General features: G+C 73.5%; 20 protein-coding genes. 8 read left to right on the top strand and 12 right to left on the bottom strand.

Features of this window, described 5'->3' with window-relative positions; all coding sequences use genetic code 11:
* Positions 1 to 9: 9 nt before the first annotated feature.
* Together CR165_RS07565 and aroB are read right to left on the bottom strand one after the other, a co-directional pair.
* On the bottom strand, positions 10 to 579 hold the full coding sequence (locus tag CR165_RS07565; RefSeq protein ID WP_109516422.1) for a DUF2889 domain-containing protein: 570 nt from the start codon (positions 577 to 579) through the stop codon (positions 10 to 12).
* 107 nt (positions 580 to 686) lie between these two features.
* On the bottom strand, positions 687 to 2,369 hold the full coding sequence (gene aroB, locus CR165_RS07560; RefSeq protein WP_408887532.1) for a 3-dehydroquinate synthase: 1,683 nt from the start codon (positions 2,367 to 2,369) through the stop codon (positions 687 to 689).
* 125 nt (positions 2,370 to 2,494) lie between these two features.
* On the opposite strand from aroB, the gene CR165_RS24935 reads away from it, so the two are divergent.
* From CR165_RS24935 to CR165_RS07545, 4 genes are all read left to right on the top strand, one after another.
* Positions 2,495 to 2,641 carry a hypothetical protein gene (locus CR165_RS24935; protein ID WP_181378041.1) on the top strand — a complete coding sequence of 49 codons (147 nt, stop codon included), beginning with the start codon at positions 2,495 to 2,497 and terminating at the stop codon, positions 2,639 to 2,641.
* A 28-nt stretch (positions 2,642 to 2,669) separates the two neighbouring features.
* Positions 2,670 to 3,542 carry a site-specific tyrosine recombinase XerD gene (locus CR165_RS07555; RefSeq protein WP_109516342.1) on the top strand — a complete coding sequence of 291 codons (873 nt, stop codon included), beginning with the start codon at positions 2,670 to 2,672 and terminating at the stop codon, positions 3,540 to 3,542.
* 50 nt (positions 3,543 to 3,592) lie between these two features.
* Positions 3,593 to 3,994, top strand: coding sequence for a GFA family protein (locus CR165_RS07550; protein WP_245906216.1), 402 nt, complete (start codon positions 3,593 to 3,595; stop codon positions 3,992 to 3,994).
* A 106-nt stretch (positions 3,995 to 4,100) separates the two neighbouring features.
* Positions 4,101 to 5,057 (top strand): acetyl-CoA carboxylase carboxyltransferase subunit alpha, encoded by a 957-nt coding sequence (locus tag CR165_RS07545; RefSeq protein ID WP_109516341.1) that lies wholly within the window; start codon positions 4,101 to 4,103, stop codon positions 5,055 to 5,057.
* 23 nt (positions 5,058 to 5,080) lie between these two features.
* On the opposite strand, the gene CR165_RS07540 is transcribed toward CR165_RS07545, so the two are convergent.
* The 3 genes from CR165_RS07540 to CR165_RS07530 form a co-directional block, all read right to left on the bottom strand.
* A complete protein-coding gene (locus tag CR165_RS07540; protein WP_245906213.1) occupies positions 5,081 to 6,109 on the bottom strand; it encodes a sensor histidine kinase in 1,029 nt (342 codons plus the stop codon).
* Between the two features lie 124 nt (positions 6,110 to 6,233).
* Complete coding sequence (gene argJ, locus CR165_RS07535; RefSeq protein WP_109516340.1) at positions 6,234 to 7,472, bottom strand: bifunctional glutamate N-acetyltransferase/amino-acid acetyltransferase ArgJ; 1,239 nt, start codon at positions 7,470 to 7,472, stop codon at positions 6,234 to 6,236.
* 123 nt (positions 7,473 to 7,595) lie between these two features.
* On the bottom strand, positions 7,596 to 8,594 hold the full coding sequence (locus CR165_RS07530) for a peptidylprolyl isomerase (protein ID WP_109516339.1): 999 nt from the start codon (positions 8,592 to 8,594) through the stop codon (positions 7,596 to 7,598).
* A 320-nt stretch (positions 8,595 to 8,914) separates the two neighbouring features.
* Between CR165_RS07530 and secA the strand changes: the two genes are divergently transcribed.
* The gene (gene secA / locus CR165_RS07525) at positions 8,915 to 11,653 is read left to right on the top strand and encodes a preprotein translocase subunit SecA (protein WP_109516338.1); all 2,739 of its coding nucleotides are present in this window, start codon (positions 8,915 to 8,917) and stop codon (positions 11,651 to 11,653) included.
* 62 nt (positions 11,654 to 11,715) lie between these two features.
* Here the strand turns inward: secA and CR165_RS07520 are convergent, their stop codons facing one another.
* The gene (locus CR165_RS07520; protein WP_109516337.1) at positions 11,716 to 12,858 is read right to left on the bottom strand and encodes an N-acetylmuramoyl-L-alanine amidase; all 1,143 of its coding nucleotides are present in this window, start codon (positions 12,856 to 12,858) and stop codon (positions 11,716 to 11,718) included.
* An 800-nt stretch (positions 12,859 to 13,658) separates the two neighbouring features.
* Here CR165_RS07520 and CR165_RS07515 point away from each other — a divergent pair.
* The 3 genes from CR165_RS07515 to CR165_RS07505 are packed head-to-tail and all read left to right on the top strand — an operon-like array spanning position 13,659 to position 18,662.
* Positions 13,659 to 16,793: a ribonuclease E/G gene (locus CR165_RS07515; protein WP_109516336.1), complete on the top strand. Its 3,135-nt coding sequence runs from the start codon at positions 13,659 to 13,661 to the stop codon at positions 16,791 to 16,793.
* Between the two features lie 49 nt (positions 16,794 to 16,842).
* Positions 16,843 to 17,847, top strand: a complete 1,005-nt coding sequence (locus CR165_RS07510; RefSeq protein ID WP_109516335.1) for a bifunctional GNAT family N-acetyltransferase/(deoxy)nucleoside triphosphate pyrophosphohydrolase — start codon at positions 16,843 to 16,845, stop codon at positions 17,845 to 17,847.
* Positions 17,848 to 17,897: 50 nt separating this feature from the next.
* Positions 17,898 to 18,662 carry a competence/damage-inducible protein A gene (locus CR165_RS07505; RefSeq protein ID WP_109516334.1) on the top strand — a complete coding sequence of 255 codons (765 nt, stop codon included), beginning with the start codon at positions 17,898 to 17,900 and terminating at the stop codon, positions 18,660 to 18,662.
* A 54-nt stretch (positions 18,663 to 18,716) separates the two neighbouring features.
* Here the strand turns inward: CR165_RS07505 and CR165_RS07500 are convergent, their stop codons facing one another.
* The 6 genes from CR165_RS07500 to CR165_RS07475 all read right to left on the bottom strand — a co-directional run bounded on the left by CR165_RS07500 (position 18,717) and on the right by CR165_RS07475 (position 24,575).
* Positions 18,717 to 19,625, bottom strand: coding sequence for an NAD(P)-dependent oxidoreductase (locus CR165_RS07500; RefSeq protein ID WP_109516333.1), 909 nt, complete (start codon positions 19,623 to 19,625; stop codon positions 18,717 to 18,719).
* 17 nt (positions 19,626 to 19,642) lie between these two features.
* On the bottom strand, positions 19,643 to 20,617 hold the full coding sequence (locus CR165_RS07495; RefSeq protein ID WP_109516332.1) for a tripartite tricarboxylate transporter substrate binding protein: 975 nt from the start codon (positions 20,615 to 20,617) through the stop codon (positions 19,643 to 19,645).
* A gap of 90 nt (positions 20,618 to 20,707) precedes the next feature.
* Entirely contained in the window at positions 20,708 to 21,805 is a 1,098-nt protein-coding gene (locus CR165_RS07490) for an Ldh family oxidoreductase (RefSeq protein WP_109516331.1), read from the bottom strand.
* A gap of 11 nt (positions 21,806 to 21,816) precedes the next feature.
* Positions 21,817 to 22,494: an RraA family protein gene (locus tag CR165_RS07485; RefSeq protein ID WP_109516330.1), complete on the bottom strand. Its 678-nt coding sequence runs from the start codon at positions 22,492 to 22,494 to the stop codon at positions 21,817 to 21,819.
* A gap of 155 nt (positions 22,495 to 22,649) precedes the next feature.
* On the bottom strand, positions 22,650 to 23,615 hold the full coding sequence (locus CR165_RS07480; RefSeq protein WP_109516329.1) for a M14 family metallopeptidase: 966 nt from the start codon (positions 23,613 to 23,615) through the stop codon (positions 22,650 to 22,652).
* Between the two features lie 186 nt (positions 23,616 to 23,801).
* Positions 23,802 to 24,575, bottom strand: a complete 774-nt coding sequence (locus tag CR165_RS07475; protein WP_245906211.1) for a DsbA family protein — start codon at positions 24,573 to 24,575, stop codon at positions 23,802 to 23,804.
* Positions 24,576 to 24,577: the final 2 nt, after the last annotated feature.

The raw sequence follows: 24,577 nt of genomic DNA, 5'->3' as shown, positions 1-24,577 counted from the left end.
CGCCGGCCTTCACTCCGCCGCGCGGTGGCGGCTGGCGGCGTAGTCCGGCCAGTGGCGCGCCACCACGTCGCTGCCCTCCGCATAGGCGAGGCAGGTATCGACCAGGGCGGGGCGGCGGGCGGGCGATGTCTTCGCCTCGGCTTGGCGGCGGGCCTGCCGCGCGTCGTAGGTGGTCTGGAAGGCGACGGTGGCGAGTTGCGCCATCATCTCCCGCAGATGGGTGCAGCCCAGCGTGCCGCCCACCCGCTCCTGCACCGCGCGGTTGAAGCCGGCGCCGATGCGCAGCCCCGCCAGCCGGCCGAAATTCGCCGCCGCGGCGGGGCAGATGGCGTAGGGGCTGAAATCGGTCGAGGCCTCGCAGGCGTGGATCAGCAGCTCGTCATCCACGGTCAGCCGGATCCACATGCCGTGCAGCGGCTCGTCCGGGCCGACGCTGCGGTCCAGCGTCTCGAAGCCATGCGGCTTGGTGTCGACCAGATGGCCCTCGATGTCGAACAGGCCGTCCTCGCGCGCATAGCCGTGCATGTCGATCAGGCGCCGGTGCAGCGGCTGGCGCGCGGCGGGCGGGGAGAGGGGCATGGGCAGGCCTCCCGGCATGATGCGTCGCAACAGAGCCTTCCGCTATGGCATGGCGGACACGAGGGGGGAAGCCCGGCGCGGGGCATGGCTGCCGCGCGCGGCGGCGCTCAGCCGGTGGCGCCGGCCTCGCGCAGCAGGTCCTCGACCAGCGCGGGCGGCACGTCGCCGCGCGTCAGCGCCTCGCCGGGGGCGCGCAGCAGCACGAAGCGCAGCGCGCCGTCGCGCACCTTCTTGTCCTTGCGCATGCGGCCCATCAGCGCCTCCACGGTGAAGCCGCGCGGCAGGTCGGCGAGGCGCGCGGGCAGACCGACGGCGGCGATATGCGCCTCCACCCGCCCCGGCAGCGCCGCGTCGCACAGGCCGAGCCGCGCTGAGAGCCGGGCGGCGAGGCCGAGCCCGATCGCCACGCCCTCGCCATGCAGCAGGCTGCCGTCATAGCCGCACTCGGCCTCGATGGCGTGGCCGAAGGTGTGGCCGAGGTTGAGCAGGGCGCGGCCGCCCTCGGGGCTTTCCTCGCGCTCGTCGGCGGCCACCACGGCGGCCTTCAGGCGGCAGCTCTCCAGCACGGCGTGGCGCAGCGCGGCGGCATCGCCCGCCACGGCCTTGGCGCCCTCGGCCTCGCACCAGTCCCAGAGCGGGCCCTGGAGCAGGCCGTGCTTGGCCACCTCGGCATAGCCGGCGCGCAATTCGCGGGCGGGGAGGGTGGCGAGCACCCCGGTATCGGCCAGCACGATGCGCGGCTGGTGGAAGGCGCCGGCCAGGTTCTTGCCCGCCTTCAGGTTAATGCCGGTCTTGCCGCCCACCGAGCTGTCCACCTGCGCCAGCAGGGTGGTGGGCACCTGCACGAAGGGCAGGCCGCGCAGCGCCGCGGCGGCGGCGAAGCCGGCGAGGTCGCCCACCACCCCGCCGCCCAGCGCGACGATGGCGGTGCTGCGGTCGATGCCCGCCGCCAGCAGCGCCTCCATCAGCGTGCCGAACGGGGAGAAACTCTTGCTGGCCTCGCCCGGCGGCACGGAGAGGCTGGCGCGGATCTCGAAGCCCGCCCGCTCCAGCCCGGCGCGCAGCGCGGGGAGGTGCAGCGCCGCCACGCTGGCATCGCTGACGATGGCCACGCGCCGCGCCGGCAGCACCGGGGCGATCAGCCCGCCAGCGCGGGCCAGCAGCCCCTCGCCCACCAGCACCTCGTAGGGGCTGGCGGAGAGCGCCACCGGCAGGCGGTCCGGCATGGCATGGCCCTCCAGCGCGGCCTGCACGCGGTCGGTCGTGGTCTCGGGGGATTCGTCCAGGCAGTTCACCACGATATCGGCCTCGGCATAGAAGGGGTGGCGGGCGGCCATGAGGCGGTTCAGCACCGCCTCCGGGTCCTGGTCGAGGAACATCGGCCGGGTGCTGCGCCCCGCGACGCGCGGCAGCAGCACCGGCACGGTGCAGCGCAGCCACAGCGCCACGGCGCCCGAGTCGCGGATGGCGCGGCGCGTCTCGGCATCGGCATAGGCGCCGCCGCCGGTGGCCAGCACGACGGGCGGGCCGGAGAGCAGGCGGGCGATGACCCGCCGCTCCCCCTCGCGGAAATGCGGCTCGCCATAGCGGGCGAAGATCTCGGTGATGGGCTGGCCGGCGGCGGCCTCGATCTCGGCGTCCGCGTCGCAGAAGGGCAGGCCCAGGCGCTGCGCCAGGCGGCGGCCGATGGAGGATTTGCCGGAGCCCGGCATCCCCACCAGCACGACCGAGCGCGGCCGGCCGCCCGGAATGTCCAGGGGCGGCGGCATGGCCGGTGCCGGCGCGGTCATGGCGGGGCCGGTGGGCTCGGGGGCCGGCGGTGCGGCGGGCGGAATGATGGCGAAGCCGAGGTTGCGTGACACAGGGCCGGACGGTAGCACATCACACTCCGCCGCGCAGGATACCCCCGGCCGCCATGTTCCGCCGTCCCTTGCTTCTCCTCATCCTGATCCTGGTCATCGCCGCCCTGGGCGGGCTGCTGGTGCTGGGCGCCTTCCCGCCGCCCGTGACGCAGCAGCCGGTCGAGCGCACCCTGCCCAACGAGCGCTTCGGCACCCGCTGAGGCCGGCCCCGGCCGTCAGGAACCAGGGATGGACCGCCACCTCGAGGCCTTCCTGGAGATGCTCTCGGCCGAGCGTGGCGCCGCGCGCAACACGCTGACGGCCTACGAGGCGGACCTGACCGATTTCGAGACCTATGCGCGGCGCCGCGGCGAATCGCTCGCCGCCGCCTCGTCCGAGATGCTGCGCGCCTACCTGGCGCGGCTGACCGATGCCGGCCTCTCGCCGCGCACCGCGGCGCGGCGGCTCTCGGCGCTGCGGCAGTTCTTCCGTTTCCTGGCGCGGGAGAATGTGCGCGCCGACGACCCCACCGAGCTGCTCGACAGCCCCCGCCAGCCGCGCTCCCTGCCCAAGGCGCTGCGCGTGGCGGAGGTGGAGGCGCTGCTGGGCGCCGCCGCGACCATTCCCGGCAAGCGCGGCCCGCTGGCCGTGGCGCTGCTGGAGCTGCTCTACTGCTCCGGCCTGCGCGCCAGCGAGGTGGTCTCGCTGCCGGCGCATGCCCTGGCGCAGGGCAGCGCGCTGATCCGCGTGCGCGGCAAGGGGGGGAAGGACCGGCTGGTGCCGGTCTCGGCCCGGGCGCGCGCCGCCGTGGCCGCGCTGCGGGACCCGAAGAAGCCTTCCAAATGGCTGTTCCCCTCGCATGGCGCGGCCGGGCACCTGACGCGCCAGGGGCTGCTGCTGCTGGTCAAGCAGGCGGCGCTGGCGGCGGGGCTGGACCCGGCCAAGGTCAGCCCGCACGTGCTGCGCCATTCCTTCGCCAGCCACCTGCTGGAGGGCGGCGCCGATCTGCGCGCCCTGCAGATGCTGCTCGGCCATGCCGACATCGCCACCACCCAGATCTACACGCGGGTGCTGGAGGAGCGGCTGCGCCAGCTCGTCGAGACGCACCACCCGCTGGCCTGACGGGGCCGGCCATGGCACGCTGCCCCCGCCAGGGGGCGGGGAGGAAGGGCATGACCATGCTGGCCGGGCGCTGCCATTGCGGCGCCGTGCAGTATGCGGTGGCGGTGGCGGATGTGCTGCACCACGCGCTGTGCCACTGCGCCGATTGCCGCCGCCATGCCGGGGCGCCGGTGGTGGGCTGGGCGATGGTGCCGGCCGGGCGGCTCACCGTGCAGGGCACGCCGAAGGTCTATGCCTCCTCCGCCCATGGCCGCCGCAGCTTCTGCGCCGAATGCGGCACTAGCCTGTTCTACGTGAACGAGGCGATGCTGCCCGGCATGGTGGACATCCAGACCGGCACGCTGGACGATGCCGCCCTCCTGCCGCCGGGCGCGCAGATCCAGGTGGCGGAGCGCCTGCCCTGGATGGCCACGCTGCACACCCTGCCGGAATTCCAGCGCTACCCCGGCTGAGGCGGGCGGGATGCGGCGGGCATGCTGGCCTTGACGCCGCATCTGCGCTAGGCCACCCGCTCTCCGCGCCCAGGCCGTGACGGGCGCCGCCAGAGACGGGATCGCGATGCGTCACTTCCTCGACTTCGAAAAGCCCCTCGCCGAACTGGAAGGCAAGATCGAGGAGCTGCGCCGCACCACCGATGCGGGCGGCATCGACGTGGCGGAGGAGGTCGGCCGCCTGTCGGACAAGGCGGAGAAGCTGCTCTCCGCCACCTACGCCAAGCTGACGCCCTGGCAGAAGACCCAGGTGGCCCGCCACCCGGACCGGCCGAAATGCCTCGACTATGTCCGCGCCCTGATCGAGGACTTCACGCCCCTGGCCGGCGACCGCGCCTTCGCCGACGACGCGGCGGTGGTGGGCGGCATGGGCCGCTTCCGCGGCCGCGCCGTGATGGTGCTGGGCACCGAGAAGGGCACCGACACCGAGAGCCGCGTGCGCCACAATTTCGGCATGGCCCGGCCCGAGGGCTACCGCAAGGCCCGCCGCCTGATGGAGCTGGCCGGGCGCTTCGGCCTGCCCGTCCTCTCCTTCGTCGACACCGCCGGCGCCTTCCCCGGCATTGAGGCCGAGGCGCGCGGCCAGGCCGAGGCCATCGCCCGCTCGATCGAGGCCTGCCTGGACGCGCCGGTGCCGGTGGTCTCCACCATCATCGGCGAGGGCGGCTCGGGCGGTGCCATCGCCCTCGCCGCGGCCGACCGCGTGCTGATGCTGGAGCACTCCATCTACTCGGTGATCAGCCCCGAGGGCTGCGCCTCGATCCTGTGGCGGGATGCGGCCCAGGCCAGCACCGCCGCCGATGCGCTGAAGCTGACGGCGCAGGACCTCTCGCGCCTGGCGCTGATCGACGCCGTGGTGGCGGAGCCGCTGGGCGGCGCGCACCGCGACGCGGCCGCCGCGATCGCCGCCGTGGGCGACAAGGTGGCGGAATGCCTGGAGCCGCTGCTGGCGCTCGACAGCGGCACGCTGCGCGCCCGCCGCCGCGAGAAGTTCCTGGAGATGGGCCGCAACGGCGTGGCCTGAGGCGCCGGGCGCAGCCCCCCGCCTCAGCGCACCGGCAGGAGCAGGCCGCAGGCGGTGCCGCGCGGCGCCCGCTGCATCTCGAAGCTGGCGCCGAGCTGCGCGGCCAGCGCCCTGACGATGCGCAGGCCGAGGCTTTGCGTGGTCTCCAGGTCGAAATCCGGCGGCAGGCCGGCGCCGTCATCGAGCACGGTGAGCTGTATCGTGGCCGGCTCCAGCTGGCGCAGCTCGATGGCGATCCTCCCCTGGCCCTGGTGCGCGAAGCCATGCTCCAGCGCGTTGGAGACCAGCTCCATCAGGATCAGCGCCATCGGCACCGTCTGCTCGGGCGGCAGCAGCACGCTGTCGGCCTGCAGGTGCACCTTGACGCCCGTGGCGCCGGCGGCGTCCAGCAGGTCGTCGCACAGCCGGCCGAGGAAGACGCCGAGTTCCACGCGCTGGCCCGAGGGGTCCTGCAGCCGGCGGTGGATGCGGCCGATCAGCTCCAGCCGGGTGGCCGCCTGGTCGATAATGCGGCGGGCCTTCTTGTCCTGCACGGCGCCGCGCTGCAGCGCCATCAGCGCGCCGATCACCTGCAGGTTGTTGGAGATGCGGTGCTGCAGCTCCTGGAACATCACCTCGCGGCTCTCGGCCAGCTGCTGGCTCAGCTCCCGCTCGCGGGACTGGCGGGCGCTCTCGGCGCGCAGGCGCAGCAGCGCCTCTTGCATCAGGTGGATCAGCAGCACGTCCACCGTCACGATCAGGGCGTAGAAGCCCAGCGCCATCGCCGTGGCGCCGTCGAGGGTGAAGCTGTGGAAGGGCTCGATGAAGAAGTACCAGGCGGCGATGCCGGAGGCGGTGGCGGCGGCCACGCCCGGCCACAGGCCGCAGACGAAGGTGGTGACGATCACCGCCGGGAAGAAGGTGAGGTAGGGGAAGCCCGGCGGCAATGCCGGCCCGATCTTCAGCCGGGCCAGAAGCGCCACCAGGAAGACGCCGGCGGCGAAGCTCCAGCGGAACATGGCCGAGCGGGGGCGGATGCTGAACTCCAGCAGCTGGCTCAGGCGGTTCAGCATCGGTGCGTCCGGAGGGGCGGGAGGGGCGGGAGCGGTCTGCGTGCCGGGCCGGCGCCGCCTGGCAGGGCGGGCGGCCGGGTCCGTCCCCGGCCCCTTCCGGGAAAGGGCGCCGGGGAGCCGGGTCTCAGCTCCGGTAGGAGCCGTTGATATCGATATAGCCGTGCGTCAGGTCGCAGGTCCAGGCCGTGCCCTTGCCGCGCCCGAGGCCGATATCGACGGCGATCTCGATCTCCCGGCCCTTCATGTGCGCCACCACCGGCGCCTCGTCATAGCCCGGCACCACGCCGCCCTCGCGCGCCATCCAGGTGCCGCCGACGGCGACCGAGAGCCTGTCGCGGTCGGCCGGCTCGCCCGCCTTGCCCACCGCCATGACGATGCGGCCCCAATTGGCGTCCTCGCCGGCGATGGCGGTCTTGACCAGCGGCGAGTTGGCGATGGCCATGGCGATCTTCTGCGCCGAGCGGGCGGTGGTGGCGCCGGTGACGTCGATGCGCACCAGCTTCTGCGCACCCTCGCCGTCGCGCACCACCTGCAGCGCGAGGTCGAGCAGCAGATCGTGCAGCGCGCGGGCGAAGCCCTTGAGCATCGCGCCGCCCTCGGCCGGCACGCGCGGGTGCTTCGCCTGGCCGGTGGCGAAGACCAGCACCGTGTCGCTGGTCGAGGTGTCGGAATCGACGGTGGTGCGGTTGAAGCTGGCATCCACCCCCTTCTTCAGGATGGCCTGCAGCGCCGCCGCCGGGACCTTGGCGTCGGTGGCGATGAAGCAGAGCATCGTCGCCATGTCCGGCGCCACCATGCCGCTGCCCTTGGCGATGCCGGCGATGGTCACCTCCGTGTCGCCGATCAGCGCGGTGCGGACGCAGGCCTTGGGGAAGGTGTCGGTGGTCATGATGCCGCGCGCGGCACCCTCCCAGCCATCGGCGGCGAGCTGGCCGTGCAGGGCGGGCAGGGCGGCGGTCAGCTTCTCGTGCGGCAGCGTCTCGCCGATCACGCCGGTGGAGGCGAGGAACACCTCGCGCGGCTTGCAGCCGACCAGGCCGGCGGCGGCGTCGGCCGTGGCCTGCACCGCGTCGCGCCCCGGCTTGCCGGTGAAGACGTTGGCGTTGCCGGCATTCACCACCAGGGCGCGGGCCTTGCCGCCCTTGAGCGCCGCGCGGCACCAGTCCACCGGCGCGCCCGGGCACTTGTTGCGGGTGAACACGCCGGCCACCGTGGTGCCGGGGGCGAACTGCATCAGGGTGAGGTCGTTGCGGCCCTTGTATCGGATGCCCGCCGCCGCCACGCCGAGCGTCACGCCGGCGATGGGCGGCACGGCGGGGAGGGGAACCGCGAGCGGAGAGACGGGCAGAGCCTTAGCGGCCATCAGGGCGCATCCTTGACGTGATCAGGGCGCCGCAGCGTTACCGCAAAGGAAGAGGGCTTGAAAGCAGGCGCGCGGGCCGGCGGCGGCGGAGATCCGCCGCCGCCGGCCCGCGGCAGGATCGCCTCAGCGGCGCGGCTGCCCGGCGGGCGGCGCGGCGCCGTCCAGCAGCGAGGGCGCGGGGGTGCTGGCGCGGGGCGAGCCGTCCATGTTGAAGCGCTCGATCTTGGCCTTGGCCTGCACCTCCTCCACCGCTGCGTTCACCGCCTCCTCGAAGGCGGCCTGGCGCAGCGATTCGGCGCTCTCCTCAAAGCTCGGGGCCGGCGCCATGCGGCGCGCCTCGACCTTGATGACGTGCCAGCCGAAGGGGCTCTTCACCGGCTCGCGGCTGATCTCGCCCGCCTTCAGGCCGAAGGCGGCCTCGGCGAATTCCGGCACCATGTCGGACTTCTTGAAGAAGCCGAGGTCGCCACCCTGCTGGGTGCCGGGGCCGGTGGAGCGCTGCTTCGCCACGGCGGCGAAATCGGCGTTCGGCTTGCGCACCTCGGCGAGTGCGGCGCGCGCCTCGGCCTCGGTGGCGGTGAGGATGTGGCGCGCATGCACCTCCTCCTCGCCCGGCTTGCCGGCGATCTCCTTCTGGTAGCGGGCGCGCAGCGCCTCCTCCGTCAGGGCGGGGGCGATCTCGCGGCGAAGCAGCGCCTGCTGCAGCTGCTCCTCCTCGGCGCGGCGGATGGCGGCCTGCACCGCCGCGTCCTTGTCGAGCCCCTGGGCGCGGGCGGCGGCGACCAGCGCCTTCTGGGCGATCAGCTGGTCCAGCACGAGGGGGAAGAGCATCGGGCCGGGGGCGCCGCGCAGCTCGGGCGGCAGCTCGCCGATGGCGGCCTGCACGTCGGAGAGGCGGATTTCCTCCTGCTCGACGCGGGCGACCACCGGGTTGCCGGCCGGCTGGCCGGCGGGCGTACCGGGCGCGGCCTGGGGCGCGGCCGCGCCGGGCGGTGTTCCCGGCTGTGCCTGGCCAGTCTGGGCCTGACCAGTCTGGGCCTGACCGCTCTGGGCCAGGCCAGGCTGGGCCAGGAGGGGCGCCGCGGCGAGCAGCAGGGGAAGAATGAGGGCGGTGGATCGCATTCGGTGCATGTGCCTTCGCGGCTGGACGGTTCAAGATGGCGGATGCCGCCCCACATCACAATCAGGGCAGGCAGGCCAGCCAGGCAGGGCCGCCGCCGCGGCGTGGGCCTGACCTTTCGGCGCTGTCATTCCGGCTTTCGTTGACCCTGAGGCGGGCCGCGCCTATCTGTCTCGGCCAAAGCAGCCTGTTGCCCGCCCCTGTTGCCCGGCCTGGGCGGACCCGGAAGGTCCGGGCCCGGCCTTCCTCCGGACTGGCCCCGTGCCCGGCCGTCGGAGGGGGGGGAGGGGTGCCGGCCGCCCTCGGAGAGTTTCGAAACAGCATGTTCTCCCGCCTCGCCCGCGCCATCTTCGGCACCTCGAACGACCGCGTGCTGAAGCAGTTCAGCGCCCGGCTGCCCGACATCACCGCCTTCGAGCCGAAACTCGCCCCCCTCTCGGACGAGGAGCTGCGGGCGCAGACCCCGAAGCTGAAGGCCCGCCTCGCCGCCGGGGAGAGCCTGGACGATCTGCTGCCCGAGGCCTTCGCCACGGCACGCGAGGCCTCCAAGCGCGTGCTCGGCATGCGCCATTTCGACGTGCAGATGATCGGCGGCATGGTGCTGCACGCCGGCCGCATCGCCGAGATGAAGACCGGCGAGGGCAAGACCCTCGTCGCCACGCTGGCGGTGTACCTCAACGCCCTCGCCGGCAAGGGCGTGCATGTCGTCACGGTGAACGACTACCTGGCGCAGCGCGACAGCGCCCAGATGGGCCGGCTCTACAACTTCCTCGGCCTCTCCTGCGGCGTCATCGTCCACGGCCTGACGGATGTGGAGCGGCGCGACGCCTATGCCTGCGACATCACCTACGGCACCAACAACGAGTTCGGCTTCGACTACCTGCGCGACAACATGAAGTACCGGCTGGACGAGATGGTCCAGCGCGACTTCAACTTCGCCATCGTTGACGAGGTGGACAGCATCCTCATCGACGAGGCGCGCACGCCGCTGATCATCTCCGGCCCGGCCGAGGACAGCTCCGAGCTGTACCGCCAGGTGGACCTCGTGGTGCGCGAGCTGGTGAAGGACAAGGAGACCTTCGACAAGGACGAGAAGATGCGCACCGCGGCGCTGACCGAGGCCGGCACGGCCACGGTGGAGCGCATGCTGAGCGAGGCCGGGCTGCTGGAGGAAGGCAATCTCTACGACTTCCACAACGTCACGCTGGTGCACCACGTCAACCAGAGCCTGCGCGCGCATGTCCTCTTCGCGCGGGACGTGGACTACATCGTCAACCGCGAGGGCAAGCTCGTCATCATCGACGAGTTCACCGGCCGCATGATGGAAGGCCGCCGCTACTCCGAGGGGCTGCACCAGGCGCTGGAGGCCAAGGAAGGCGTCGAGGTCCAGCCGGAGAACCAGACGCTCGCCTCCATCACCTTCCAGAACTACTTCCGCCTCTACCCCAAGCTCGCCGGCATGACCGGCACGGCCTCGACCGAGGCGGACGAGTTCGCCGAGATCTACAAGCTGGAGGTGGTCGAGATCCCGACCAACCTGCCGGTGGTCCGCCAGGACAGCGACGACGAGGTCTACCGCAGCGCCGCCGAGAAGTACGACGCGGTGGCGAAGCTGGTGAAGGAGGCGCAGGCGCGCCACCAGCCGGTGCTCGTCGGCACTACCAGCATCGAGAAGTCGGAGCTGATCAGCGAGCTGCTGAAGAAGGAAGGCGTGCCGCACAAGGTGCTGAACGCGCGCTACCACGAGCAGGAGGCCGGCATCATCGCCCAGGCCGGCCGCCCGGGCGCCGTCACCATCGCCACCAACATGGCCGGGCGGGGAACCGACATCAAGCTCGGCGGCAATGCCGAGATGCTGGCCGAGGCGGGCTTCCCCGGCCCGAAGGAAGGGCCGGAGTGGGAGGCGCACCTCGCCGCCCTCCGCGCCCAGGTGAAGGCGGATGAGGAGGTGGTGAAGCAGGCGGGCGGCCTCTTCGTCATCGGCACGGAGCGGCATGAGAGCCGACGCATCGACAACCAGCTGCGCGGCCGCTCCGGCCGCCAGGGCGACCCGGGCGCCTCCCGCTTCTTCCTGAGCCTGGAAGACGACCTGATGCGGATCTTCGGATCGGACCGCATGGGCGGGATGCTGCAGAAGCTCGGCCTCAAGGAAGGCGAGGCCATCATCCACCCCTGGATCAACCGGGCGCTGGAGAAGGCGCAGAAGAAGGTCGAGGCGCGGAATTTCGACACCCGCAAGAACCTCCTGAAGTACGACGACGTCATGAACGACCAGCGCAAGGAGGTGTACGCCCAGCGCCGCACCTTCATGACGGCGGCCGACGTCTCGGAGACGGTGGAGGAGATGCGGCGCGAGACGATCGACGCCATGGTCGCCCGCGCCATCCCGGAGAACGCCTATCCGGAGCAGTGGGACATCGCTGGGCTGCAGGAGCGGGTGCGCAACGACCTTGGCCTCGACCTGCCGGTGGAGGAATGGGCGAAGGAGGAGGGCATCGACGAGGTGGCGGTGCGCGAGCGCATCCAGGCCGCCGCCGAGCAGATGGCCGCCAGCCGCGCCGCCAATATCGGCCCCGAGCTGATGCGCATGGTCGAGAAGCAGCTGCTGCTGCAGGTGTTCGATTCGGTGTGGAAGGAGCACCTGCTCTCGCTCGACCACATGCGCCAGGGCATCGGCCTGCGCGCCTATGGCCAGCGCGACCCGCTGAACGAGTACAAGAGCGAGGCCTTCAACCTCTTCAACACCATGCTCGAGGATCTGCGCGAGCGCGTCACCTCGCTGCTGCTGCGCATCGAGCTGAGCCCCGCCTCGCCGCCGCCCCTGCCCGAGCCGGTGATGGTGAGCGACATGCGCCATCCGGAGCCGGACATGATGGGCGCGGCCTCCGCGGCGGGGTGGGATCATGCGCCCGCCGAGGGCGGCTTCGCCCCCGCCACGCCGCGCGCGGTGGAAGGCGTCGATCCGCAGGACCCGGCCACCTGGTACCGCACGCCGCGCAACGCCGCCTGCCCCTGCGGCTCGGGGAAGAAGTACAAGCACTGCCACGGCAAGCTGGGCTGACGGCCCGGCAGGCCAGGTAAGGGCGGGGGAAGGAATTCCCCCGCGCCCCCATCTTCTTTCTGTCAGCCGGCGTGGATCATGCCGGCATGGTGCTGGGCCAGCCAGCCATGGATCGCCCGGGTCATCGAGCGGGCGAGCAGGGCGCGGTGCGCGGCGCGGTTCAGCGCCGCCTCGTCCCGCCGGTCCGAGAGGAAGCCCATCTCCACCAGCACGCTCGGCACGTCCGGCGCCTTGAGCACGGCGAAGGAAGCCTGGCGGTGGGTGTTGGGCAGCAGCGTCACGCTGCGGCCGAGCGAATCCACCACGAAGCGCGCCATCCGCGCCGAGCCCACCTTCGTCTCCTGCCGCACCAGCGAGTAGAGGATGCGCTCCACCTCGGGCGAGACATCGGGCAGGCGCAGCCCGCCCGCCGCGTCGGCGCGGTTCTGCGTCTGCGCCAGCCGGGCGGAGAGCGCGTCCGAGGCGCGGTCGGAGAGGGTGTAGACGCTGGCGCCGCGCGCCCCCGGCGCGGAATCGGCGTGCAGCGAGACGAACAGCGCCGCCTCCCGCTTGCGGGCGAACTCCACCCGGCCGTCGAGCGAGACGAACGCGTCGCGCGCGCGGGTCAGCGCCACGCGGCAGCGCCCGCCCGCCTCGAGCTGCCGCTTCAGCTCCAGCGCGGCGGCGAGGGTGATGCGCTTCTCCAGCGTGCCGTTGACGCCGATCGTGCCCGGGTCCTTGCCGCCATGGCCGGGGTCCAGCACCACCAGCGGCAGGGAGGAGGCGGCCGCCGCGCCGCCCAGCCGCCCCTCGGCGATGGTGCCGCGCGCCAGCCGCGCGAAGCCGGGCTGGGTGCCGGGCGTGACATGCACCGCGAGCTGCCGCCCGTCCTCCTCCGCCTGCACCGAGACGGGGCCGGCGAGGTCGATCAGCAGCCGCTTGTTGGCGTTGTCCCAGCGCGCGCCGCGCACCAGACCGGCCGCGCCGAGCCGCGCCGGGCCGCGCCAGGTGGTGCCGGGCAGGCTCAGCACCAGCCGGGCGGGGCGGGTGGTGGCGCGCAGCGACCAGCGCGTGGCGCTGTTGACCGCGATGGTCAGGCGGCTGCCGCCATCGGCGCGCGCCAGCCGGGCGGCGGTGACGGCGGCCTCGGCCAGCGCCGGCACCCCGGCGAAGGCGAGCCCCAGCGCCATCTGCAACAATTGCCGGCGGCCGGGTGAATCAGACATGGCGCGGCGAACTCCCCCTCGATGAGCCTGGCGAGGCCGGCGGGCTTTCCCCCTCCCGGCGGCCCCGGCCGGGCGCGGCCCTCCCCTGGGTGCGCGCCCGTCACCGCCGGCGCGGGGCGCGGCGGCGACCGGAAGGCGGGCAGGGGCGCGAAAACGCCGCCACGCCGGCCGGCCCGCGATGGGCCGCACCTTGCCGATACTTCGCCTCTATCATGCCAGTGCCGCAGGATCACGGGATTCCTTCATGTAACATGTGAGGAATGCAATGCCTTGTGGAAGGAGCAGCCCCCGCCTATGGTGCCTTGCCCCGGCGGCGAACGCTGTCGGTGGAGGTTCCGGGCACGGCCGCCTGGGCTTTTCCTGGCTCCGCCGCCTTCATGGCGGGCCAGGCCCGAAGCGGCCTGAAGGATCTGGCAAGGGATTGCCCCCTATGATCAGGGGTGCGCGCATCCCGGCTCCGCCAGAGCCCCGTTGTCCGCTCCACCGGCGCGTGCACCATGGCGCGGAGGGATGATGCGGGTTTTCCGCCCGCCATCCTGGCTCGTGCCTGCCGCTGGCCCGTTCGTGCCCGCCCGGCGTCGCTCTGCGATGTGGCGGCACGGTCCCGGGGCCTGCGCGCGGCGCGCCCAACAAGGGCCCCCCCATTCCGGGGCGCGGCCCGCCGAGACGAGAGGTCGAGACCAGAGCCGCATGGCAAGTCCATCGCCACGCCGCCTGCGCGACCCCGCTGCCTCGGGCCTGCCCACCCATTGCCGCCACCGGCAGCGCGACCGCGCCGGTGGCTCGGAGCATCCCGGTTCATGACCAAGCGCATGCTGATCGATGCATCCCACGCCGACGAGACACGCGTGGTGGTGCTGGACGGCAACCGGCTCGAAGAATTCGACATCGAGACCGAGAACAAGCGCCCGCTGAAGGGCAACATCTACCTCGCCAAGGTGGTGCGCGTGGAGCCCAGCCTCCAGGCCGCCTTCGTCGAGTATGGCGGCAACCGCCACGGCTTTCTCGCCTTCGGCGAGATCCACCCCGACTACTACCAGCTGCCCGTCGCCGACCGTGAGCGCCTGCTCGCCCTGCAGGCCGCCGAGGCCGCCGAGGATGAGGCGGACGACGAGGGCGAGGAGGTCAGCGAGGCCGAGGCCGACGCGATGGCCGCACGCATCGAGCAGATGGTCGATGCCGACCAGGCGCCCCGCGAGACCTCCGGCGAGGCGCTGATCGCCGCCGAGGCCGCCGCCGCCGAGGCCACCGTGCCGCATGAGGGCGTGCCGGTGAGCGAGACCGCCGGCGAGGACGCCGAGAGCGCCGCTCCCGAGACCCCGCCCGAGATGCTCGGCGGCCGTGACAAGGACGAGGAGAACGGCCGCGAGGAGCGCCGCATCCCGCCCCGCTTCCTGCGCCACTACAAGATCCAGGAGGTGATCCGCCGCCGGCAGGTCATGCTGGTGCAGGTCGTCAAGGAGGAGCGCGGCAACAAGGGCGCGGCGCTGACCACCTATATCAGCCTCGCCGGCCGCTTCTCCGTGCTGATGCCGAACAGCCCGCGCGGCGGCGGCATCTCCCGCAAGATCACCTCCATCGCCGACCGCAAGCGCCTGCGCGAGGTGATCGAGGAGCTGAGCATGCCGCGCGGCATGAGCATGATCGTCCGCACCGCCGGCGCCGGCCGGCCGAAGCCCGAGATCCGCCGCGACTGCGAGTACCTGCTGCGTCTGTGGGACGACATCCGCGAGCGCACGCTGGAATCCACCGCGCCGACGCTGGTCTATGAGGAAGCCGACCTCATCAAGCGCTCGATCCGCGACGTGTTCGGCCGCGACATCGAGGAGATCCAGGTGGAGGGCGAGGGCGCCTACCGCCAGGCGCGCGACTTCATGCGGATGCTGATGCCGCAGAACGACCGCAAGATCCGCCTCTACAAGGACCACTCGGTGCCGCTCTTCGCGCGCCACGGCGTGGACCAGCAGCTCGACGCGATGATGTCGCCCACCGTGCAGCTGAAGTCGGGCGGCTACATCGTCATCAACCAGACCGAGGCGCTGGTCGCCATCGACGTGAACTCGGGCCGCGCCACGCGCGACCGGCACATCGAGGACACCGCGCTGCGCACCAACCTGGAGGCCGCCGACGAGGTGGCGCGCCAGCTGCGCCTGCGCGACCTGGCCGGCCTCATCGTCATCGACTTCATCGACATGGAGTCCTCGCGCAACGACGCGCAGGTGGAGCGCCGCCTGAAGGAGGCGCTGAAGCAGGACCGCGCCCGCATCCAGGTCGGCCGCATCAGCCATTTCGGCCTGCTGGAGATGAGCCGCCAGCGGCTGCGCCCCAGCCTCACCGAGCATTCCTTCGCCACCTGCCCGCACTGCCAGGGCCTCGGCATCGTCCGCACGCCGGAGAGCAGCGCACTGCAGGTGCTGCGCCAGATCGAGGAGGAGGGCGCCCGCCGCCGCGCCGCCGAGATCGTCGTCTCCATCGCGCCGGAACTGGCCCTGCACATCCTCAACCGCCGGCGCGAGCGTCTGGCGGAGATCGAGGCGCGCTACGGCATGGCCGTGCTGTTCGAGCCGGACGCCAAGCTGCTGCCGCCGGCCATCCGCATCGAGCGCACCCGCGCGCAGACCGTGGCCGAGCCGCCCAGCGCCCCCGCCGCGCTGCGCATGGACTACGCCCCCGAGGTGGAGGAGGCCGCGCCGGTGGCCGTGCCGGAGGCGCCCGCCGCCACGGCCGCGCCTGCGCCCATGCCTGCCGCCGCCGCCGAGGATGAGGCCGTGGCCGTGCCGGCCGGCGCCGAGGTTCCGCCCGCCGAGGCCGGTGCCGAGGACCGTGGCAATGGCGAGAACCGCCGCCGCCGCCGCCGTCGCCGCCGCCGTGGGGGCCGCCGCGAGGATGGCGCGCCGATGCAGGCCGGCGATCTCGCCGGGCCGGACGACAGCGAGGGCGACAGCGAGGGCGACGAGGCCGAGGCCGAGTCCGAGGGCATGACCCCGGACGAGGCGGTGCCCGAAGCCGCGCCCGCCTCCGCCACGCCGGTGCCCGAGGGGCCGGCGGCCGATGGCGCCGCCTTCGACAGCGAGGAGGAGCAGCGCCGTGGTCGCCGCGGCCGCCGTGGCCGCCGCCGCTTCGGCGAGGGAACGGAGCCGCCGCGCCCGCGTTATGCCGGCCCGACGCCCGCCGACCCCTTCGCCGGCACGCTGGACGACATCTTCGACGCCATGGCGGCGGCCGAGGAAGCCGCGCAGCAGCCGCTGGCGCCGAAGCCCGGCACGCTGCCGCCGGTGACGCCGGAGGTGGCGCCGGTCGCCGCCATCGACTCGCTGCCGCAACCGCCGGTGCCGGAGATGCAGGCCGCGCCGCAGCCTGTCGTGGAAAGCGCCGCCCTGCCGGAGCCCGCGCCCCTGCCGCTGACCGAGCCCGCGCCCGTGGTCGAGGCTCCTGTGGAAGCAGCGGTGGAAGCGCCGGTGGAGGCTGCGCCGGCCAAGCCGCGCCGCACGCGCAAGGCGCCGGCCAAGGCCGCCGTGGCCGCGCCGGAGGCGGTGGAAGCCGCGCCGGTGGAGGTGCCTGTGGAGGCGGAAGCCGCGCCGGCCAAGCCGCGCCGCACGCGCAAGGCTCCGGCCAAGGCCGCCGCGGCCGCGCCGGAGGCGGTGGAAGCCGCGCCGGCGGAAGAGCCGGTGGAGGCTGCGCCGGCCAAGCCGCGCCGCACGCGCAAGGCTCCGGCCAAGGCCGCCGCGGCCACGCCGGAGACCGTGGAGGCGGTGCCGGTGGAGATGCCGGTGGAAGTGCCGGCGGCTGCCCCGGCCAGCGAGGCCGTGGCCGAACCCGCGCCGGCCGTGGAGCCGGCGCCGGCCGCCACGCCGGAAGCCGGCGCACCGGTGCAGCCCGTGCTCGTGGATGCCGTGCCGGATGCGCCGAAGAAGCGCGGCTGGTGGAAGCGCTAAATCCCATGGCCCCGTGGCGCCCTGCGCCACGGGGCCTGGACTTCCCCGCATGAGCGAGCCCGAATTCGCCCCCCTCCGCACCGAGCGGCTGACGCTGCGGCCCCTGCGCGCCGAGGATGCCCCGGCGCTGCACCGCCTGATCAACGACTGGGAGGTGGTGCGCTGGCTCAGCCGCGTGCCCTTCCCCTACTCCCGCGAGCTGGCCGATGAGTGGATCGCCTCCACCCACAAGCGGCTGGCGGAGGGCTCCGCCTGGCACCTGGCCATCGTCGGCCAGGATGGCGACACCGAGGTGCTGGTCGGCTGCGTCGGCCTGACGCGGGAGCCGGATACCCGCCGCGCCGAGCTGGGCTACTGGGTCGGGCGCCGCTTCTGGGGCCATGGCGTGGCCGCCGAGGCGGCTGGCCGGCTGGCCCGCTGGGGCCTCGCCAATCTCGACCTGGACAGCATCTTCGCCCATGCGCTGGAGGAGAATGGCCGCTCCGGCGCCGTGCTGCGGCGCATCGGCCTGCGCGAGACGGGCAAGGGCGAGGTGCCGTTCCTGGCGCGCGGCGCCCGCCTGCCGGTGACGCTGTTCGAGGGCGGGCGGGAGGACCTGACCGCCCCCGTGCCGCTGCCCGAGCCCTTCGTGGCCGAGCCGCCGCCGCCGGACGCCAAGCCCATGCTGCTGGTGGCCGCCTGCGCGCTGGTCGACCCCGATGGCCGCGTGCTGCTGGCCCGCCGGCCGGAAGGCAAGCCGATGGCGGGGCTGTGGGAGTTTCCCGGCGGCAAGCTGGACCCCGGCGAGACGCCGGAGCAGGCGCTGATCCGCGAGCTGAAGGAGGAGCTGGATATCGACGTCTCCGCCGCCTGCCTCGCGCCCTTCACCTTCGCCAGCCATGATGCCGGGCGCTTCCACCTGCTGATGCCGCTCTACCTCTGCCGCCGCTGGGAAGGCACGGTCACCGCGCGGGAGGGGCAGGCGCTGGCCTGGGTGAAGCCGCAGAAGCTCTCCGACTACGCCATGCCGCCGGCCGACAGGCCGCTGGTCGCGCTGTTGCGCGATTTCCTGTGAGGCGGGCGGGGGGTAGACTCCCCCCCCGACGCCGCCCTTGGGACTCGCACATGACCAACCCCACCGCCTGCCTGCTCATCATCGGCAACGAGGTGCTCTCGGGCCGCACCCAGGATGCCAACCTGAAGTTCATCGCCACGAAGCTCGGCGAGATCGGCATCCCGCTGCGCGAGGTGCGCGTCATCCCCGACGTGCCGGAGACGGTCATCGGCACGGTGAACGAGGTGCGGGCGAAGTTCACCTATGTCTTCACCACGGGCGGCATCGGCCCGACGCATGACGACATCACCGCCGAATGCATCGCCGCCGCCTTCGGCGTGCCGTGGGAGCCGCACCCGGAGGCATGGGCACGGCTGGCCGCGCATTACGCGCGCCAGGACCCGCCGGCCGAGTTCAACGCCGCGCGCCAGCGCATGGCCACCATGCCGCGCGGCGCCGCGCTGATCGACAACCCGGTCTCCGTCGCGCCCGGCTTCATCATCGGCAATGTGCATGTGATGGCGGGCGTGCCGCGCATCATGCAGGCGATGTTCGAGGGGCTGACGCCGAAGCTGGCCGGCGGCGTGCCGGTGCAGTCGCGCGCGGTGCACGCCGCCGGCATGCTGGAGGGCACCATCGCCGAGGGGCTAGGCGCCATCCAGGCGCGCTACCCCCAGCTCGATATCGGCTCCTACCCGTATTACCGCCCGGAGGGGAACGGCGTGGCGCTGGTGGCCAAGGGCACCGACCTCGCGGAGGTGGAGGCCGCCACGGGCGAGATCACCACCTTCATCACCGAGCTGGGCTACGTGCCGGTGCAGGGCGAGCCGCGCTGAACGAAAGGCCAGGGGAGAAGGAATTCTCCCCTGGAACCCCTTTTCTTTCTTTTGTCAGTCAGGCTTGGCCACGCCGGAAAGCTCGGCCACCAGCTCCCCCAGCGCCGCCGAATCCATGCCCCCCCGCCCGCTGTTGACCAGCGCCTCCATCATCTGCGCGGCCAGCGCGGTGGAAGGCGCGAACACCCCGTGGTCCCGCGCGGCGCCGATCGCCAGGCGCATGTCCTTGCGCATCAGCTCTGCGCGGAAGCCGGGCTGCAGCGCGCCATCGAGGTAGCGCTTGGCATGCGCCTCCAGCACCGCCGAACGGGCGGAGCCGCCGAGCAGCGCCTGGCGCATCGCCTCCGGGTCCAGCCCCGCCTTGCGGCCCAGCGCCAGCGCCTCGAACACCGCCTGCATGGTGGCGGTGATGATGAGCTGGTTGGCCGACTTGCACACCTGCCCGGCACCGGCCGGGCCGAGATGCGTGGCGCTGCGCCCCACCGCGCCGAACACGGCGGCGGCGGCGTCGAAGGCCGCGCGGTCGCCGCCCACCATGCAGGTGAGGGTGCCGTCCCGCGCCCCGGCGGGGCCGCCGGAGACCGGGCTGTCCAGCAGGTGCGCGCCGCGCTCGGCCAGCAGCCGCGCGGCAAAGCCGGCGGCGGGGGCGGCGGCGATCGAGGAGAAGTCGATCACCACCGCGCCGGGGGCGATGCCCTCCGCCACGCCGCCGGGGCCGAACAGCACGGCCTCCACATCCGGCGTGTCGGGCACGCAGAGGCCCACGCAGGCGGCGCCGCGCGCCGCCCCGGCGGCACTCTCCGCCCAGGCCGCGCCCTGCGCCTCCAGCGTGGCCGCCTTGGCGCGGCTGCGGGTGTGCACCGTGAGGGCGAAGCCGGCGCGGCGCAGGTTGGTGGCCATCGCCGCCCCCATGACGCCGAGCCCGATGAAGGCGACCGGGGCGGGCGGGGTGATCGGGGTCATTCGCGCGTTCTCCTTGCTCAGCTTCGGCGCAGCGCGCCGCGGATGTCGTCCAGCAGCGTGTCCATGGCGCGCTGGAAGTCGGGGCCGCTGGCATAGCCGTCCGCCTCGCGGATGCGCTCCATGAAGCGGATCCAGGCGGGCGCCTTCATGCCCTCGCGGAAGCGGTCGTGGTGGTAGGCCGCCATGGCGTCGGTCAGCCCGGCGGGGCCGATCCAGCCCTTCTGGTTGTCGGCCCGCACGTCCCAGCCCAGCTCGCGCAGCGTCGGCACATCGGGCCAGGCGGGGGAGCGCTCGGCGGAGGCGAGGGCGATCGGCACGATGTCGCCCGAGGCGGCGAGCCCGCCCAGCTCGTCGGACGCCTGCACGCCGAGGTCGATCTCGCCCGAGAGCAGGGCCTGCGCCACCGGGCCGCCGCCGGTATAGGGCACGTGCAGGAACTCCACCGCCGCGCGCCGCTCCAGCAGCAGGAACAGCGAGTGGGAGAGGGTGCCGGCGCCGGCCGAGCCATGGGTGATGCGCCCCGGCTCCGCCTTGGCCGCCGCCATCACCTGCCGCATGTCGGAGAAGCGGCCGCCCTTGCCGCGCACGCAGATGAAATGCCCGTTGCGCGTCAGGCGGATGACGGCGCGGAAGGATGTCTTGGGGTCGTAGGGCACCTCGCGGTGGGCGGGGATGGAGGTGCTCTCGCTGCCGCCGGCCAGCAGCAGGGTGTGGCCGTCCGGCGCCGCGCGGGCGACGAAATCGGCGGCGAGCGCGCCGCCGGCGCCGGGGCGGTTCACCACCACCAGCGGCTGCGGGTAGAGCGGCGCGCAGGCCTCGGCGATGGTGCGGGCGATGATGTCGCTGCCGCCGCCGGGCGCGAAGCCGGCGATGAGCTGCACGGGGCGCGTGGGCTGCCAGCCGGAGGCCTGGGCGGCGGCGGCGCGGGGGCGCAGCAGGGCGGGGGCGGCGAGCAGGCCGGCCATCAGGGCGCGGCGAGGCATCCTGGACATGTGGACATTCTCCCGGTGGTTCTTGCGCAGGGCGGCCGTGTCTTCACGGTCCGCAGCGGGGCGCGGCGGCGGTGCCGCGCCCCGGCAGTGTCAGGCCAGCACGTAACCGGCGCCGCAGCGGGCGCAGATCTCCCGCACATGGCGGTCCAGCGTCTCCGGCACGGGGATGCCGGCGGCGCCGCGGGCGGCGTGCTCGGCATCCTCCGGCTCGCCGGGGATCAGCACGGGGCGGCCCGAGAGGGCAGGGGGCGTCGCCCGCATCGTCTCCAGCAGCGTGCCGAGATCGGCCTCGAATTCCTCCGGCGGGCGAAAGGCGGCGGGGTCGATGGCCAGGAAGAAATGGCCGATATTGTCCGGCTCCCCCGGCTTCGCTGTGCGGTTGCGCAGCACGGAGAGGGCGCCGCCGGTCAGCGTGCCGGCCAGGATCTGCACCATCAGCCCCAGGCCATAGCCCTTGTGGCCGCCGGTGGCCTCGTCGCCGCCGAGCGGGGTCAGGCCGCCCTCGGCCCGCCTGAAGAGATAGGCCATGCCCTCGGCGGCGTCGGTGACGGGGCGGCCCTCGCCATCCACCACCCAGCCTTCCGGCATCGGCTTGCCGTTGAGGTCGTAGACCTTGACCTTGTTGCCGGCCACCGTGCTGCTCGACATGTCCAGCACGAAGGCCGGCCGGCCATCGGCCGGCGCGGCGAGGGCGATGGGGTTGGTGCCGAGCATCGGCTGCGCGCCGCGCGTGGGCACCACCAGCACGCTGCGCGCCGTGGTCATCACCAGGCCGATGACGCCGCGCTTCGCCGCCAGCCGCGCGTAGTAGCCGGCGGCGCCGAAATGGTGCGAGTTGAACACCCCCACCGCGCCGATGCCGCCCGCCCGCGCCTGCTCCACGGCCAGCTCCATCGCCATGACGGCGACGGGATGGCCGAGCCCGGCGCCGCCATCGACCAGCGCGGTGGCGGCGTTGCGCCGCACCACGCGCGGCCGCGCCGCGAGGTCGAGCTGCCCGGCGTTGCGCATGGTCTCGTACATCATCAGCATCGACAGGCCGTGCGAGTCGATGCCCATGAGGTCGGTCTCCACCATGGCCTCGGCCGTGGTGGCGGCCAGCACAGGGTCCATGCCCCATGCCAGCAGGATGTTCAGGATCTGCCGGTGGACGCGCTCCGCCGGCACCTGCGCCACGGGCGTGGCCATGCTCCCCGTCCTCAGCGCGTGATGGCGAAGCCCTTGGCGGCCAGGGTCTGCTCCACCCAGGCGCGGTCCCAGCCGGCGCCGCGGATGGCGGCGGTGGTGGCGGCCTCCTTCGCCGCATGGCCCTCGGCCGCCGTGATCACCGCCTCCGCCGCCTCGCGGGGCACGACGACGACGCCATCCTCGTCGGCCGCGATCAGGTCGCCGGGGGCGACCACCAGCCCGCCGCAGGCGATGGGGTAGCCGATCTCGCCCGGCCCTTCCTTGTGCGGCCCCGCCGGCGTGGCGCCGAGCGCCCAGACGCCGAGGTCGAGCTGCGCCAGCTCCTTGATGTCGCGCACCGCGCCATCGACCACCAGCGCGCCGACGCGGCGGCTGACGGCGTGGCTGGCCATCAGGTCGCCGGCCACGGCGATGGAGAGGTCGCCGCCGCCGTCGCAGACGATGACATCGCCCGGCTGGGCGAGGTCGATGGCGCGGTGCAGCAGCAGGTTGTCGCCGGGGCGGACGCGCACGGTCAGCGCCGGGCCGACCAGGGCGCGGCGCCCGCCATAGGCCTTGAAGCCGCCGCGCATGGCCTGCATCCGGTTCATGACATCGCCGATATTGGCGACGGGCAGCTTCGCCGCCCGGTCGATCAGCGCGGGCGCGACGCGGGTGAACTGCTCGGCGATGCGCAGGCCAATGGCCATCCTGGAAGTCCTCCGGTGGGGTGTGTCTCTTTGGGCGGGCGGGCGGGGCCTGCCAGCGGGCCGGCAGGGTGGCACGGGCTGTTCACTGTCTGCAATCCCCACTCATCCGATGACCGGCTTGCCAGATGTCCGGCGTGCCGGTCTTTGCGGGGCTTTCAGGCCTCGTCTGGGCCGAGGAAGCGCGCCAGGCGCACGGCGGTGTGGCCGCGCATGGTGCGCGGGCTTGGCATCACCAGCAGGCAGTCATCATGCGGCGTGCGGATCTCGGTCTCGCCATCCAGCGCCAGCAGCGTGTTGCGGTGGGGGATGACGGCGCCGCCCCGGAACGGCGCGACGAAGCTGAAATTGTGCGTGCCGGCGACGACCGTGCGCGTCACCCGCGCCAGGCGGGGCGGGGCGGCGGACGGGGCGGGGGGCAGGTCCAGCGTGCCGGTCTCGCGCAGCAGGGCGGTGGCGCAGCCCTCCAGCGTGGCCAGCGTCGCCGCCTCCCAGTGCTGGCCGCCTTCCACCAGCAGGGCGGTGCGCTGCCCCTCCGGCGTGCTGAAGCCGCTGTGGTCGATCAGCCGCAGGCCGGTGTTGTGGCCCTGGTCGGCCACCACCAGCGGCGGCACGCCGAGCCGCCGGCCCAGCACCTGCCCGCGCGGCGTGGTGCCGCAGAGGATCAGCGGGTCGGAAGGCCAGAGCATGCTGTGCAGGTCCAGCAGCACATCGACGCTCTCCACCAGTGGCAGCAGCTCCCGCGCGCGCTGCAGCTCGGCGCTCTGGCGCGGGCCGTTCAGCACGCGGCCGCACCAGACGCGGTTCATGTCCTCGTCGATGTAGCGGCTGAGGGTGGGGTCGGCGGGGTCGAAGCGGGCGAAGGCGCGCAGGTTGGCGAAGACGAAGGTGAGCCGCCCGCGCGCCGGCCGCAGCCCCCGTGCCAGCCAGCGCGACAGCAGCAGCGCGCCGGCGATCTCGTTGCCGTGGATCAGGCTGACCAGCGCCACATGCGGGCCGGGCTCGGCGGCGGTGAAGCTCCACACCCCCGGCAGCAGGTTGCCCGCCAGCCAGGGGCGCAGATCCGGGACCGGCAGCTCCACCGGGAAGTGCGGCAGGAAGGGCCGGTCCGCGCTGCCGCTCACCCTGCGGCACCCCGCGGGGCAGGCGGCGCGACCTCCCAACCAGGGCACGGCCCCGGCGCCTGCATGGATGCTTGCACCCTCGTCCCCCTGAATCTGTCTCCCGCACGCACTCTATACGCAGGTGCGGGATGGGCAACCGGGCGGGGGCGTGGCGCTTGCGGCGAGGCGGCCCGGCCGGGAGCCGCCCTAGCCGGGGCGGGCCTCCCGCCGCGCCTGGCCGACCAGCTGGCGCAGCGTCGGCAGGTCCACCGCGCCGGGCACCAGCGTATCGCCGATCACCAGCGCCGGCGTGCCCTGGATCGAGAGCGCCTGCGCCAGCGCCACGTTGCGCTGCAGCCGCGCCTGGATGGCGGGGTCCTCCATGTCGCGCTTCAGCCGGGGCCAGTCCAGGCCCAGCTTCTCGGCCTCCGCCTTCAGCGCCGCCTCGGTGGGCTCGCCGCGCAGCCGCATCAGCGCGTCCTGCAGCGCGGCGTACTTGCCCTGGCGCTGCGCCGCCAGCAGGGCGCGGCTGGCCACCACGCTGGCCGGGCCGAGGATCGGCAGGTCCTTCATCACCACGCGAAGCTGCCGGTCCTCGGCCAGCAGGGCCTGTATCGTCGGGTGCAGCGCCTTGCAGTAGCCGCAGCGCGCGTCGAAGAACTCGACGATGGTGAGGTCGCCCTGCGGGTTGCCCTTCACCGGGTCCGCCGGGTCTCGCAGCAGGGCGGCGGCCTCGGCGCGGATGGCCTCGCGCTGGGCGCCGGCGCGGTCCTGCTGCTCGGCCTGCTCCAGCGCCCCGAAGGCGTCGCGCAGGATGGAGGGGTCGCGCTTCAGCGCCTCGCGCAGGATCTCCACCACCTCGCCGCGCTGCTCGGGGGTGAGGGGCTGCGCCAGGGCGGGCGGCGCCATGAGGACCGGCAACAGGGCCAGGGCCAGGAGGCGGGGAGAGAGGCGGGGGGCGAGGCGGGTCGTCAGGGTCACGC

This window comes from Teichococcus aestuarii, from assembly GCF_003116135.1.
Lineage (GTDB): Bacteria > Pseudomonadota > Alphaproteobacteria > Acetobacterales > Acetobacteraceae > Pseudoroseomonas > Pseudoroseomonas aestuarii.
The sequence above is the reverse complement of the archived record's forward strand: the minus strand, read 5'-3'. Positions and strand labels throughout refer to the sequence as shown.

What these genes read in the sequence shown, in the direction of transcription:
- CR165_RS07550 (WP_245906216.1), top strand. Translation starts at nt 3,593, where the DNA reads ATGACCATGCTGGCCGGGCGCTGCCATTGCGGCGCCGTGCAGTATGCG.
- CR165_RS07530 (WP_109516339.1), bottom strand. Translation starts at nt 8,594, where the DNA reads ATGCGATCCACCGCCCTCATTCTTCCCCTGCTGCTCGCCGCGGCGCCC.
- CR165_RS07545 (WP_109516341.1), top strand. Translation starts at nt 4,101, where the DNA reads ATGCGTCACTTCCTCGACTTCGAAAAGCCCCTCGCCGAACTGGAAGGC.
- aroB (WP_408887532.1), bottom strand. Translation starts at nt 2,369, where the DNA reads ATGACCGCGCCGGCACCGGCCATGCCGCCGCCCCTGGACATTCCGGGC.
- CR165_RS24935 (WP_181378041.1), top strand. Translation starts at nt 2,495, where the DNA reads ATGTTCCGCCGTCCCTTGCTTCTCCTCATCCTGATCCTGGTCATCGCC.
- argJ (WP_109516340.1), bottom strand. Translation starts at nt 7,472, where the DNA reads ATGGCCGCTAAGGCTCTGCCCGTCTCTCCGCTCGCGGTTCCCCTCCCC.
- CR165_RS07510 (WP_109516335.1), top strand. Translation starts at nt 16,843, where the DNA reads ATGAGCGAGCCCGAATTCGCCCCCCTCCGCACCGAGCGGCTGACGCTG.
- CR165_RS07495 (WP_109516332.1), bottom strand. Translation starts at nt 20,617, where the DNA reads ATGTCCAGGATGCCTCGCCGCGCCCTGATGGCCGGCCTGCTCGCCGCC.
- CR165_RS07505 (WP_109516334.1), top strand. Translation starts at nt 17,898, where the DNA reads ATGACCAACCCCACCGCCTGCCTGCTCATCATCGGCAACGAGGTGCTC.
- CR165_RS07565 (WP_109516422.1), bottom strand. Translation starts at nt 579, where the DNA reads ATGCCCCTCTCCCCGCCCGCCGCGCGCCAGCCGCTGCACCGGCGCCTG.
- CR165_RS07540 (WP_245906213.1), bottom strand. Translation starts at nt 6,109, where the DNA reads ATGCTGAACCGCCTGAGCCAGCTGCTGGAGTTCAGCATCCGCCCCCGC.
- CR165_RS07500 (WP_109516333.1), bottom strand. Translation starts at nt 19,625, where the DNA reads ATGACCCCGATCACCCCGCCCGCCCCGGTCGCCTTCATCGGGCTCGGC.
- CR165_RS07485 (WP_109516330.1), bottom strand. Translation starts at nt 22,494, where the DNA reads ATGGCCATTGGCCTGCGCATCGCCGAGCAGTTCACCCGCGTCGCGCCC.
- CR165_RS07515 (WP_109516336.1), top strand. Translation starts at nt 13,659, where the DNA reads ATGACCAAGCGCATGCTGATCGATGCATCCCACGCCGACGAGACACGC.
- secA (WP_109516338.1), top strand. Translation starts at nt 8,915, where the DNA reads ATGTTCTCCCGCCTCGCCCGCGCCATCTTCGGCACCTCGAACGACCGC.
- CR165_RS07520 (WP_109516337.1), bottom strand. Translation starts at nt 12,858, where the DNA reads ATGTCTGATTCACCCGGCCGCCGGCAATTGTTGCAGATGGCGCTGGGG.
- CR165_RS07490 (WP_109516331.1), bottom strand. Translation starts at nt 21,805, where the DNA reads ATGGCCACGCCCGTGGCGCAGGTGCCGGCGGAGCGCGTCCACCGGCAG.
- CR165_RS07555 (WP_109516342.1), top strand. Translation starts at nt 2,670, where the DNA reads ATGGACCGCCACCTCGAGGCCTTCCTGGAGATGCTCTCGGCCGAGCGT.